We start from the raw sequence: 12171 nt of genomic DNA, 5'->3' as shown, positions 1-12171 counted from the left end.
GCACGAGGACGCCGGCCACCGCGCGAAGGGCCGGCCCCGACCCGGCAGCCGTCGGACGGTCAGGCGGACGGTCAGGCGGACGCAATGCCCTGGTAAAAGGTGGTGCCGGTATCGCCGTCCGGCCCCGGAAGGGCCTTGACGAGGCAATCCGCGGGGGGTGAAGGTAGGCCGCTGACATGTCATGTGTGCTGTTGCACTGTCCTCGGCGGCAGCACCCGACGCCGACGGCCGGGAAGGCCCGGCCGTCGCGTGAAGGGGAGGGGAGGGGCATGGAGCTGGAGCTGCGGCACCTTCGGGTGCTGTGCGCCATCGCCGACAGCGGGAGCGTCAGCCGCGCCGCCGCCCTGCTCGGCGCCTCGCAGCCGGCGACCAGCACACAGCTGCGCCGCATCGAACGCCACCTGGGCGCGCCGCTCTTCGAGCGCACGGCCGCAGGCGTGGCGCCGACCTGCTTCGGCGTCGAGGTGGTGACCGCCGCGCGCGACCTCCTCGCCCGGGCCGACTGCCTGGGCCACCGCCCGGAGGCTCCCGGCGGGCCGGCCCGCCGGGAACTGCGCCTGGCCGCGACCATCTCGCCGATCCTGCCCGGACTGGTCACCAGGGCCCGGCACCAGCGGCCCGACCAGCGGTTCACGGTGACCTCCGTCCACCAGTCCTCGGGCATCGTCGACCTGCTGGAGCAGGGCGACGCGGACGCCGCCGTGGCCATGGACTACCCGGGCCGGGAGCTGCGCCACTCGTCGTCCGTCGCGCATCGCGGCATCGTCACCGAGCCCTCCTTCGTCGCCCTCCCGGCCGGCCACCGGCTCCGGCACCGTACCGAGATCGCCCTGGTGGACCTGGCCGACGAGGGCTGGTTCCTCACCCCCGACGACGGAGCCGGCTGGCACGGCGTCTTCTACGACGCCTGTGCCGCGGCGGGGTTCACCCCGGCCGCGGTCCACGAGTTCCCCGGCGGCCGGCTGGAGCTCCAGGAGATGATCGCCGCCGGGCTCGGGATCTCCGTCGTCCAGGCGACCACCCGGCCGCTCGCCGACGTGGTGGTCAAACCGCTCGCCGGTACGCCGGTCTGGGTCCGGCATCTGCTGGCCTGGCGGCCCGGCGGGGTGAGCGGGGAGGTGGTGGAGACCCTGTTCGGCGCGGCGGCCGCGGCGTACCGGGACCTGATCGCCGCCTCGCCGGCCTTCCGGGCCTGGGCCGCGCGGACGTACCGGCCGACCCGGCCGTAACGGGGCGGGCGCTGTTCGCGCCGGCGGCCGCCGGACGCGCCGGGCCGGTGGTTCGGCACGGCCGTTCCGAGGCCGTGTTATGACCGGCCCACCTGATGTCATATGACCTGTGACATTGTTCTGACGCCCTGTCGAATGGCAGGATCATGCCGCATCCCCCCATGCCTCGGCAGTCGTCCAGAGACCTCCCCCACAGGAGAAGGGCCCAGCAGTGCGCCTTCGGATACCCCTCCCCACACTCATGGCCGGCGTCGTCGCCGGCTGTGCCGCCACCGCCACCCTGTTGCCGGTCCCGGCGCTCGCCGCCTCCGGACCGGCCTCCCACCCGTCGGCCAGTGCCCGGCCGGCGGCCGACGCGGGCTCCGCCGCCCCGGGGCCGCTGGGGGCCTTCCGCGCGGCCGACCCCTCCGAGGACCTCGCCCCCGCCGCCAAGCCGCTGCCGCCGGCGCTGCTCGGCCAGGTCGTGATGGGCCAGCCCGCCGGCACCACCGTGCAGACCGCACCGCGACCGGCCGACCGGAAGACGCCCCCGGCCAGGCCGGGCTCCGCCAGCCGCTCCGCCACCGGTCCGGCCGCCGCCGGCGCGCAGAGCTGCACCCCGGCCGACTTCGGCGGCCGCAGCGGGGCCGACCTGGTCTCCTTCGTCGAGGGCTCGACCCCGGACTGCGTCAGCACGCTGTTCAACGTCACCGGCACCGACGCGGGCGGCATCTTCAAGGAAGCGAAGATGCTCACCGTCGCCAACGCCTTCCAGAACCTGGCGGCCGGCTACACCGGCGACAACTCGACCGGCATCCTGCAGCTCGTGCTCTTCATGCGGGCCGGCTGGTACGTCCAGTCCTACAACGCGGACGCGGTCGGCCCGTACGACGCCGCCCTCACCAGTGCCTCCAGGGCCGGACTCGACGCCTTCTTCGCGAGCCGGCACTGGACCGATGTCACCGACAACAACGGCACCGTCCTCAACGAGGTGCTGGTTCTCACCGACAGCGCCAACCTGCAGGGCAGTTACCTGGGCGTCTACAAGCAGGTGCTGAACAGCTACGACAACTCCTACAACGCGTTCCCGAAGATGCTCAAGTCGGTCAACGCCGTACTGTCCGCGCCGCTGTGGCGGGGCAACTGGAACCCCGACTTCGTCAAAGCGGTCAGCGCGGACCCGGCCATCGGCACCGCGCTGGGCACGTTCGCGCTCAACCACAAGGACCTGCTCGGCACCGCGAACTCCTACCTCGACGTCAACGCGGGCAACGACCTCGGCCGGATGGCCGGTGACGGCCCCGCGGTCGAGGCCGCGCTCAAGGACCAGGTCAAGGCGGTGCTCGACGCCGTCCGGATCACCGGGGTGACCGGCCCGCTGTACGTCCACACCGCGTACCAGGCCAACACGTTCGACCCCGGCCAGTGCTCGTACTACGGCATCTGCGACCTGCCGGCGAAGCTGACCGCGGCGGTGCTGCCGAACCAGCTGGTCTGCGACAACCGCACCATCCAGACCGAGGCGCTGTCGCCCGCCGACCTGGCCGCCGTCTGCGCGAGCCTGCGCGGCGAGGACACCTTCTTCCACGCCATGGTGAAGGACAACGGCCCCATCCCCGGCCAGTACGACAAGACCCTCACCCTCGCGGTCTTCGCCAACCAGGCCGACTACCTGACCTACTCCTGGGCGATCTTCAGGAACTCCACCGACAACGGCGGCCAGACCGTCATGGACCCGACCGACCCCAACGACCAGGCCGTGTGCGTGATGTACCAGAAGTCGTGGAACGACGGCTTCACCGCCAACGTATGGAACCTCAACCACGAGTACACGCACTACCTGGACAACATCTACGACATGAAGGGCGACTTCTCCACCGAGGTCTCCGTTCCGGACATCTGGTGGATCGAGGGCGTCGCCGAGTACGAGTCCTACGCCTACCGCGGCACCACCGACACCCAGGCGATGTCGGAGGCGGCCAAGCACACCTACACGCTCAGCACCATCTTCCAGAACACGTACCGCAACTCGGACTCGGTGCGCACCTACCCGTGGGGCTACCTCGCCGTCCGGTACATGTTCGAGAAGCACCCGGCCGACATCACCGCCATGCTCGGGCACTTCCGCACCGGTGACTACCAGGGCGGCTACGCGGTCTACAACAACGTCGGCACCGGCTACGACGCCGACTTCGACGCCTGGCTCGACAGCTGCGCCGGCGGCGCCTGCTACGCGGCCGGCCCGACCGCGCTGTTCGACCAGGCCGTCAACGGCGCCACCGTCACACTGACCGGCAAATCCGTCCAGACCGGCCCCGGCCGGATCACCGCCTGGCACTGGACCTTCGGCGACGGCGGCTCGTCCGACCAGCAGAACCCGACCCACACCTACGCGAGCGCCGGCACCTACACCGTTGCCCTGACCGTCACCGACGACACCGGCAGGACCGCCAGCACCCCGGCCCCGGTCACCGTCACCACCGGCAGCGGCGGCGGCACCACCCTGCCGACCTGCGCCGACCCGCGTACCGACGCGCTCGGCCGGAACTGCTCCCGCTCCGGCCTCTCCGCCACCGCCGGCCACCTCGACTACCTGTACGTCTACCTGCCGGCCGGCACCAGCACCCTGAAGATCGACACCTCCGGGGGCACCGGCACCGCGTACCTGTACTACAACGCGGACACCTGGGCCTCGCCGAGCGCCTTCACCACCTCGTCCACCAACCCGGGCACCACGCAGAGCATCACCGTCACCAACCCGACGGCCGGCTACCGCTACATCAGCCTCTACGCGAACACCGACTTCAGCGGGGTCACGGTCAGTACCCAGTTCTGACCGGACGCCCCTCCCCGTGCGGGCCACGCCCGCGGCAGACCTGCCGCGGGCGTGGCCGTTCGGCGTCGCCGTCCGCCGACCGGGGGAGCGCGGGGCGTGCGGATCCCCGCGGCCCCACTGCCTCCGACAGGCCCGACTGACGAGGCTTCCCGAAAAAACGGCCGGAGCCGCTCTCCCCCCTCACGCGAAGCCCCGGAGCGCGGCCGACGAAAAATCCGTGCCGCGCCTGCCCGAACAGGGGCAAAATCGCCCCATGGCGGACATGCGAGCGTTCCGGGATGCGGTCACCAGCTGGGCGGCGGGCAGCCCCGGCGGGCCGGCGAGTGAGCTGGCCGCACGACTGCGCGTGCGGACCGCGGTGCTGCTGGAAGGGCCGAGCGACCTCGCGGCCGTTGAGACGCTGGCCGCGCGCTACGGCCGGGACCTGCCCGCCGAAGGGGTGTGCGTCATACCCATGGGCGGAGCGATGAGCGTCGGCCGCTACGCCGGCCTCCTCGGGCCGCCGGGGCTGGGTCTGCGCCTCGCCGGACTGTGTGACGAGGGCGAGCAGCGCTTCTACGACCGCGGTCTTGAGAAGGCCCGCGCGCCGCGCCAGGGGTTCTTCGTGTGTGCGGCGGACCTGGAGGACGAACTCATCCGCGCGCTGGGCGTGGCACGGGTTGAGGAGATCGTCCAGGCCGAGGGCGACCTCCAGGCCTGGCAGACCTTCGTGCGCCAGCCCGCCCACCAGGGCCGGCCCCCGCAGCGACAGATGCGGCGCTTCCTCGGCACGAAGAAGGGCCGCAAGATCCGCTACGGCCGCCTCCTGGCCGAGGCCCTCGACCCCGACCGGGTGCCCGCTCCCCTCCACAATCTGCTCGCGAACCTGTGACCGAAGCGCCGCCCGGGGTCAGCGGCGGCTACCGCCGGGACTGCCGGTGGAGCGCGGCGTGGCAGCCGGGGACGAATGTGACGACGGCTCCGGAGATGAGGCCCGGCACCACGACGCACCGATCGAGATCGCACAAGGGCGGCAGGTCGATCGAGCGGGCTTGGCCGACACCCCGCGAGGGCGTGGCCGTCTTCAAGTGTCCCGACCTGCGCTGCCTGGCCCTCACCGGGGGCCGGTGGACCGCCTGCTGGACGAGGTGTCGCCCAGCCCGGCCCTGAAGGATCGCTGATGAGTTCATTCCTGCCGGGCCCCGCTCGTTCAGCGGGCGGGAACCGCGGCCCGCTCCGCCGCTTTCAGGCGCGTCTCCAGACGGGCGGTGCGGGCCAGTTCGGGGCACTGGGCGCGGGCCCGGGCGAGAGCGGTGCGGGCCTGCTCGTAGCGGCCGAGGGCGGTGAGCGCGGCGGCCAGGGTGCAGCAGGCGTCGGCGCGCCAGAAGGGCGAACCGGCGGTGCTGCTCCAGCGCTTGGCCAGCCGGGCGGCCTGCTCGGGGCGGCCGTCGAGCAGTTCGGCGTCGGCGGCGGTCTGCGCGTACCGGTGCATGATGCGCGGGTCGGGCTCGGAGCCGTCGCCACCGAGGCCGATGAGCGCCAGGGCGACTCGGTGCCGGACCTCCTCCGGGGGCAGTTCGCCGGCCTCCCCGGCGGCCACGGCGGCCGCGGCCAGCAGCTGGTAGCCGATCGGGTGGCAGGGTGCCTGGTGGGCGTGCAGCAGTTCCCGGGCACCGGCGGAGGCCTGCTCGTAGCGGCCTTCTGCGAGCAGGACGCCCACCTCGGTGGCGCTCGGCAGGGGCGATTCGGGTACCAGGTCGAGCAGTCGGCGGGCCGCGCCGATCCGGCCCCGGACCAGTTGCCGTTCGGCCCGCAGCAGGTCGGGGTGGCGCAGCTGCGGTTCGAGCAGGTCGCGCCGCAGCGTGATGCCGAGCGCGGCCCACAGCGGGGCCAACGGACCGGCCTGGTAGCGCAGGTTGCTGATGACGGTGGTCACCAGCAGGGCGATCCCCAGCCCCCGGGCGAAGCCCTCCGGGCGCGCCGTGAGCAGTGCCCCGAGACCGAGCTGGACGGCGAGCAGCACGGCCGAGTGCAGCCACAGCCGCAGGCGCAGCCGCGGGGCGGACACGAGGTTGAGGGAGATCGTCAGCTCGGCGGCGGGTACCAGGCCGATCTCGACGGGAACGCCTGCCACGGCGGTGGAGGCCAGCAGGCGGCCGCGGCCGTAGCGGACGACCATCAGTCGCGCGCCGGCCGCCCGGGCGAACAGCAGGCACCACACGTCGGGGAGCAGCAGGCCGAGCCCGACGCCGAGCGGGAGCCCGGCCAGGGCGCCGGGATCACCCGCCCGAAGCGCGAGGAGGACGAAGGGGGTGAGCAGTACGGCGAGCAGCCGCCTGGCCAGCTGACGGGAGATGGGAAACGTCACGGGCGAAGCATTTCGGCAGGTCACCGTGAGGGAAAGTGCCTGTGACGCACTTGTGACCTCGATCCGTGGGTTCGGCGGCTGCCGCCGGCTCGGCCTCCTCGGGCGGGGTGCCGGCGGTGGCGAATCCGGCGCGGGGCGAACTGGGCCCCGCCGCCCGGGAACCCACTGCCGGCCGTCGGGAGGGACGCCTCACGTTCTGCTCACAGGCCGGGTGCCTGGAAGTCGTTCAGGTACCAGAAGGGGGCGGCGTACCAGATCAGGGCGATCGCGGTGACGAGGGTACCGCCGGCCAGGGGGAGTGCCCAGCCGGGCCAGCGGCGGTGCCGGACCACGATGACCTTGGCGACGAAGGCCCCGTAGAGGAAGCAGCCTGTGAGCGAATGCAGCGCCACGCGGGGGTCGGTCAGTTGGACGCCGTAGGCGGTGATGCAGTGCCGGGCGATGGGCAGGGAGAGGAGGAAGGCGGTCAGGCCGACGAGGCGGTGCGTGGTGCGGACCTTGTGCGGTGCGGTTCGCAGTGCGGGCAGGCGGCCGTAGATCCACAGGGCGAGAAGGAGCTGAATCAGCGCCAGGCCCAGGAGCGCGGATCCCAGTTGGGCTTTCAGCAGTCTCGCGTCGTCGCCGCGGTTCCCGAAGAGGCTGGTCTCGTAGTCGGGGGTGTGTACCCGGCCGTACCAGTAGAGGCCGACCATCACCGCCACGGGCAGGAGAAGCCACAGGATGTCGTGGAGCCGTCGGTGGCCGGCGGGGCGAGCGGGGCCCTCCGCGTGCCCGGCCGCCCCCGCTGTCGATTTTGCCGCCGCGACCCCGGATGCCTGCCAGGCCACGACGATCAGCAGGGTGAGCGTCTCGGCGATGAGGCTGAGCAGGGCCTGCGGGGCGGGTCGCAGGCCCTGCTCGGAGAACCCGAACAATCCGATGGTGCGGGATGCGGTGAACCCGGCGAGCGAGCCGATGGCGATCGCGGCGGCGGCGATTCGAAGGAGCAGGGGTGCCGCCAGCAGCAGGAGTGCGGCCACCGCGAAGGCGGTGCTGGCCTGCAGCAGGAACAGCGAGCCGATGATGTGGACGAAGCGGTATCCGTCGATGTAGAGCTGGGCGTGGATGTATCCGCTTGCCGCGAGTGTGGCGGCGAGCAGCAGGCGCAGTGCGAGGGCTGGCAGGCTCCGGGTGTTCATACGAGTTTCTCGTCCTTGACGGCCAGCGCGTGGTTGCCCTGCCAGTAGTTGACGGTGCGGATGCCGAGCGCGTCCTTGAGGCGTCCGGCGGGCAGCACCTGTGGGAGCGGTGCGGGGCCCTGGCCGGGTTTGGGGAACGGGTAGCAGGTGGGGCGGGCCGAGTGGAAGGTGATGTTTCCCTCGGTCTTGCTGAACAGCTGGTGGACGTGCCCGTTGAGGCACGTGACCGAGGAGAAGCGGCGCAGCATCGACAGCACCTGCACCGCGTCGTCGGTGCCCCAGCCCCACGTCGGATACATCGCGAACAACGGGATGTGACTGAAGACGACGATGGGGGTGTCCGACGACAGGCCGGCGATGTCCTTGCGCACGAAGTCGATCTGGTCGTTGCCCAAGTGGCCGAGTTGTTCCAGGTGCAGGGTGTTGACCAGCGCGATGAAGTGCACACCGTGGGTGTCGAAGCTGTACCAGCCGTCGCCGAGGGTGTTCTTGCCGAAGGTCTGTCGGTAGGCGAGTGGTCCGTTGTCTCCGATCGAGTCGTGTTCGCCCGGCACGGTGAAGACCCGGTCCGTGTCCAGCTGCGACAGCATCTGCTTGACCTGGTCGAACTGGGCGGGGGTGGAAAGGTGCGTCAGGTCGCCGCTGTGCATGACGAAGTCGGGCCGGAACCCGAGGGAGTTGACCTGGTTGATCGCTGCGGCGAACGTCCCGGTGACGTCCGTGTTGGCCGGGCCCTGGAAGCCGATGTGGCTGTCGGAGACCTGCACGAAACGCAGGTCTGCGCTGCTTGCCGGGGCCACGCTCGCCGAACCGGGGATATGACTGATCACCTCTCCTGCGGTGACTGTCAGGACCACGACCCCACCGAACCAGGCGGAGTGCCGGATGAGCTGCCGGCGGGTCATGCCGTGCTCGCCGTCACCGCCGGAGTCGGGTGTCTGCCCGGTCATGGCGTCACCTCCACGGTGGCGGTCATGAACGGGTGGATGGTGCAGTAGTAGGCGTAGGTGCCGGGTGCGGTGAACGTGTAGCTGTAGGTGTCGTTGGTGGCCAGGGCCGCCGACTGCAGCGGCCCGCCCGACCCCTGCTTACTGGTGACGGTGTGAGCGTCGGAGTCGGTGTTGGTCCAGGTCACCGTCGTGCCCGCCTTGACCGTCAGCGTGGCCGGGGAGAACGCAAAGTTCTTGATCGTCACCGCGTTGGCGGCCGCTGGAACGGACGGCTGGCTGCTGGTGGGTGAGACCGAGGGCGTGACTGCCGGTGCGCTGACCGTGCCGCCCGTTCCGGAGGCACCGGGAAATCCCGGCAGGGTCTGGCCGGGCCCGGGACTCAGCGTGCCGGCGGGTCCGGGCTGTGACGATCCGCCGCACGCGCTGAGCAGTCCCAGTGCTCCGGCGACGACGACGGCGGCCAGGCACGCCGTACGCGAGCGCCGGACCGGCGGAGAGGAGTTCGCATTCATGACCATCGTTCCTTCTGCGCGTCCCCAGCGGCACGGGCGGGTGTGGTCCAAGACCGGTCCGGAAACGGTCTCCTCAAGCGGATGGACGACCCCGTTACACCCGCCGGGGGATTGGGGATACTGGAAAGGGTGCAACCCGGTGGGTTAATTTATGTGAGCGGACAGCGCATTCCGTGCAGCGAAACGAATTCCCTGGCGGGGTCTCGTTGTTTCACCCCGACGGCGGGCAGCGGAACGCCTCGAAGGTAAGTCCCCAAACCCCGGTGAACCTGCAGGCGGGCCGGCCAGAGGACGTTCGGCGAGTCCAGCGGCCGATCGAACCCGGGATTCCCTGGGCCGACGGATTCCGGCCTCGGATCTGAGCCAGGCCGCCGTCGACGCTCAGGTCCATGCCGGCACAGAAGCCGCTCTCGTCGCATGCGAGAAAGAGGACGGCCGCGGCGACTTCCGGGGGGCGGTCCATGCGAAGACTGGGTTCAGGGCCCCGAAAATCCCCGCGCAGGGTGCCGGTGCCGCCTTCACTGCTCCCCGCGCTGCCGCTCACGCGCCCACAGCGCCCGCGGCACCACCCGCAACGAACCCAGCTGACTTCTGAAACAGAACGCCGCGCCCTCCACGCCGGCGGAAACAGGCACCCCGCACCGAAGCGCGCTGGGTGCTGGGGACCTCGAAGCATCGCAGGCTGTTACAAGGAAGTGACGGTCCGCTCGCAACCTGTGCGTGGAGCGGAGCGTCCCTACGGATGACAGAGCCCGGATCGCACCGACCGACCGTGCCTTCGGGTAAACAACCACTTCCCCTTCGAAAGAGGTGTACCTGTGATCGTCTCCAAGCGGAACTCCCTGCGCCTGGCCGCCGTGACCACCCTCAGCGTGCTCTCCCTCGGGCTGGCGGGCACCGCCATGGCAGCCACCCCGGTCGCCCACCCCGCGTCCGCCACGCAGCGAGCCGCCGCGCACGCCGGCATCACCGCCAGGCCGTCGGTCTCGTCCGTCCAGGCATGGCAACTGGGCACGACCACCGGCCTCACGGCGGGAAGCAAGGTGACCCTGCAGCAGAAGCAGCACGGCACGTGGGTCACTCTGCCGGCCTTTGCGCCCACGGCCCGCAACGGCTCCTACTCGCTCGGCGTGAAGCTCGGACTCAAGGGCCTGAACGAGCTGCGCATCGTCAGCGGTGACACCGTCTCTCCCGTGTTCACCGTGACCGTGCGCTGACCTTTGGCCCACAGCCCCCGCCGTCCCACCCCGCCCCGCCGCGCCCGCTCCCTCGCCGCGCGGCCTGATCTCCTCCACGGCTCCACCAGTTGAGACCGGGACCCTTGCGGACGAGGGCGCCGAGCCCGCGGTTCACCGCAGGACGAGGTGCGCCAGATAGTGGAAGTCGCCGTGGTGGATCTCATGAACGCGCCACGGGGAGCCGGTGACGAGTTCCTCCAGCTCGGCGGGGGAGAGGAAGGCGTAATCGAACCATTCCGTCGCCAGGCCGGCGTGGTGGACCCTGATCCGCCACTGCCCGGGCAGCCGGCCGCGCGCGGCATTGTGTTCGCGGTAGCGGTTCTCCGCGGGCGTGGTCAGGCGGGCCGGGTCGAAGGTGGTGCCCAGCAGCGAGGCCCCCGCCGCGGCCACCCTGGCGAGTTCCGCGAGAACCCGGGGGGCCTGCTCCCTGCTCTCCAGGAACCCCAGCCCGTTGCCCGTCATCACGATGGTGTCGAACCGGCCGTCGACGGGGCCGAGGTCGGCCGCCGTGCCGCGCACCGCGGGAAGCCCGCGGTCGAGGCAGAGCCGGACCGCGCCCGGTGACGGGTCGACGCCCAGGGCCTCGTGGCCGCGGGCCCGGAGTTCGGCCAGCGTGCGCCCCGCTCCGCACCCGATGTCGAGGACCGGGCCGCGGACGCGGCGCAGCAGTTCCCGGTCGACGTCCGGCCAGGCGTCGGCGGTGCTGAAGTACATCGAGGCGGGGGAGCGGTAGAGCCGGCCGTCGTCCCGCTCCAGGACTTCCTGGACGCCGCCGTGCTCCCAGCAGTCGCGGACCAGCGCGCCGAACGCGTCGCCGGTCGTGGGCGTTTCGTGTGGCCGGGTGGTCACGGCTGGCTCTCCTCTGACGGGCCCTGGGCAAGCGCCTCGGTGATGCCCACCTGCCAGTTCTTCGGCATGCGGGCGCGGTTCCAGTGGAAGACGGTCAGGAGGGCGGCGGCCTCCCGCGGGCCGACCCGTGCGCCGGGACTGCCGAAGTACTCCTCGTGCCAGGTGTCGCACGCCCGCGCGACGGACTCCTGGAACGCGTCGAACGCCGGCTCGATCACCGGGGCGCGCAGTGCGGCCAGCTGCTGCGGCGAGTGCCAGAGCAGGTTCAGCCGGGCCGACAGGGCGGGCCAGTCGGCCGGCGGCTCCGCCTCGAATCTGCGGCCGAGCTGTCGGCGCAGCCGGTCCCAGACGTCCCGGTCCTCGAAGTCGGCGACGCCCAGCCGCTCCAGCAGGACCCGGGTCGCCGCCAGGGACAGGGCCCAGCCGGGGGCGGGCGGCGTCGGCAGCGACAGGTGGCTCAGCCACAGAAGGGAGTCGGCCGTGAAGACCCGGTGCACGCCGCGCATCGACCGCGGCCCGCCGAACAGGTGCTGCTCCGGCTCGTAGACGGCGGGCCGGACCTCGGTGAGCAGGCCGGCCGCCCGCCAGTCCTCCCACGCCCGGGCGAGTCTGTCCTGGGTCTGCGCGCGGTACGCCGCGCAGGTGTCGAAACGGACGCGCAGTCCGGGTGTCTTGTGGACGAAGAAGAAGTCGTCGATCCACCGGGCCGCGAGCAGTTCGCGCACGGTGTGCAGCAGGCCCTCGTACAGCGCGGGCGTCGCGCCGTCCGGCCCGGGGACGAGCCGGTATTCGAGCCAGGTCCGCGGTTCGGCCGCGGCGCGCAGCGCTGTCAGCCCGGCGCCGAGGAAGCACTCGGCGACGGGCCGCAGCTCGGGGTCCGCGGCGGTGTCGGCGTGGTCCAGCTGGGCCGCCACCGCGCGCAGGAACTGCGGGACCGTCAGCCGGGCTTCGCCGATCCGGATGGTCTCGCCGTCGTGCGGGGCGTCGTGGTCGCCGGGCGCGGGGGCCGGTCGTCCGGCGCCGGGGTGGGTGCGCATGTGGTTCCCCATGTGG

The 12171-nt window shown here is 71.8% G+C and carries 10 protein-coding genes; 4 read left to right on the top strand and 6 right to left on the bottom strand.

All coding sequences use genetic code 11. The features are described 5' to 3' along the window. The first annotated feature begins 269 nt into the window (after window positions 1-269). The 3 genes from ACIO5D_RS23425 (at window position 270) to ACIO5D_RS23415 (ending at window position 4915) form a co-directional block, all read left to right on the top strand. The gene (locus tag ACIO5D_RS23425; protein ID WP_400797509.1) at window positions 270-1229 is read left to right on the top strand and encodes a LysR family transcriptional regulator; all 960 of its coding nucleotides are present in this window, start codon (window positions 270-272) and stop codon (window positions 1227-1229) included. 211 nt (window positions 1230-1440) lie between these two features. Then, entirely contained in the window at window positions 1441-4044 is a 2604-nt protein-coding gene (locus ACIO5D_RS23420; RefSeq protein WP_400797506.1) for a collagenase, read from the top strand. Window positions 4045-4297: 253 nt separating this feature from the next. Beyond that, entirely contained in the window at window positions 4298-4915 is a 618-nt protein-coding gene (locus tag ACIO5D_RS23415; RefSeq protein WP_363609706.1) for a TOPRIM nucleotidyl transferase/hydrolase domain-containing protein, read from the top strand. 318 nt (window positions 4916-5233) lie between these two features. On the opposite strand, the gene ACIO5D_RS23410 is transcribed toward ACIO5D_RS23415, so the two are convergent. The 4 genes from ACIO5D_RS23410 to ACIO5D_RS23395 all read right to left on the bottom strand — a co-directional run bounded on the left by ACIO5D_RS23410 (window position 5234) and on the right by ACIO5D_RS23395 (window position 9031). Then, window positions 5234-6391 carry a hypothetical protein gene (locus ACIO5D_RS23410; RefSeq protein ID WP_400797504.1) on the bottom strand — a complete coding sequence of 386 codons (1158 nt, stop codon included), beginning with the start codon at window positions 6389-6391 and terminating at the stop codon, window positions 5234-5236. A gap of 200 nt (window positions 6392-6591) precedes the next feature. Continuing rightward, window positions 6592-7569 carry a DUF6529 family protein gene (locus ACIO5D_RS23405; protein WP_400652465.1) on the bottom strand — a complete coding sequence of 326 codons (978 nt, stop codon included), beginning with the start codon at window positions 7567-7569 and terminating at the stop codon, window positions 6592-6594. Further along, the gene (locus ACIO5D_RS23400; protein ID WP_363609712.1) at window positions 7566-8519 is read right to left on the bottom strand and encodes a metallophosphoesterase; all 954 of its coding nucleotides are present in this window, start codon (window positions 8517-8519) and stop codon (window positions 7566-7568) included. Before ACIO5D_RS23400 ends, ACIO5D_RS23405 begins: the two co-directional genes overlap by 4 nt. After that, window positions 8516-9031: a cupredoxin family copper-binding protein gene (locus ACIO5D_RS23395; RefSeq protein ID WP_363609714.1), complete on the bottom strand. Its 516-nt coding sequence runs from the start codon at window positions 9029-9031 to the stop codon at window positions 8516-8518. Before ACIO5D_RS23395 ends, ACIO5D_RS23400 begins: the two co-directional genes overlap by 4 nt. A gap of 818 nt (window positions 9032-9849) precedes the next feature. On the opposite strand from ACIO5D_RS23395, the gene ACIO5D_RS23390 reads away from it, so the two are divergent. Next, window positions 9850-10248: a hypothetical protein gene (locus tag ACIO5D_RS23390; protein WP_400797501.1), complete on the top strand. Its 399-nt coding sequence runs from the start codon at window positions 9850-9852 to the stop codon at window positions 10246-10248. A 132-nt stretch (window positions 10249-10380) separates the two neighbouring features. Here ACIO5D_RS23390 and ACIO5D_RS23385 read toward each other — a convergent pair whose 3' ends face one another. Further along, complete coding sequence (locus tag ACIO5D_RS23385) at window positions 10381-11118, bottom strand: class I SAM-dependent methyltransferase (protein ID WP_400652460.1); 738 nt, start codon at window positions 11116-11118, stop codon at window positions 10381-10383. Continuing rightward, complete coding sequence (locus ACIO5D_RS23380) at window positions 11115-12155, bottom strand: thiopeptide-type bacteriocin biosynthesis protein (protein ID WP_363609720.1); 1041 nt, start codon at window positions 12153-12155, stop codon at window positions 11115-11117. The genes ACIO5D_RS23385 and ACIO5D_RS23380 overlap by 4 nt, the downstream gene beginning before the upstream one ends. Window positions 12156-12171: the final 16 nt, after the last annotated feature.

Origin of the sequence: Kitasatospora sp. NPDC087315, from assembly GCF_044744345.1 — a bacterium.
Taxonomy (GTDB): Bacteria; Actinomycetota; Actinomycetes; order Streptomycetales; family Streptomycetaceae; genus Kitasatospora.
The sequence above is the reverse complement of the archived record's forward strand: the minus strand, read 5'-3'. Positions and strand labels throughout refer to the sequence as shown.

Coding starts and splice junctions, on each gene's coding strand:
- ACIO5D_RS23425 (WP_400797509.1), top strand. CDS start 270: ATGGAGCTGGAGCTGCGGCACCTTCGGGTGCTGTGCGCCATCGCCGAC.
- ACIO5D_RS23415 (WP_363609706.1), top strand. CDS start 4,298: ATGGCGGACATGCGAGCGTTCCGGGATGCGGTCACCAGCTGGGCGGCG.
- ACIO5D_RS23405 (WP_400652465.1), bottom strand. CDS start 7,569: ATGAACACCCGGAGCCTGCCAGCCCTCGCACTGCGCCTGCTGCTCGCC.
- ACIO5D_RS23400 (WP_363609712.1), bottom strand. CDS start 8,519: ATGACCGGGCAGACACCCGACTCCGGCGGTGACGGCGAGCACGGCATG.
- ACIO5D_RS23395 (WP_363609714.1), bottom strand. CDS start 9,031: ATGAATGCGAACTCCTCTCCGCCGGTCCGGCGCTCGCGTACGGCGTGC.
- ACIO5D_RS23380 (WP_363609720.1), bottom strand. CDS start 12,155: ATGCGCACCCACCCCGGCGCCGGACGACCGGCCCCCGCGCCCGGCGAC.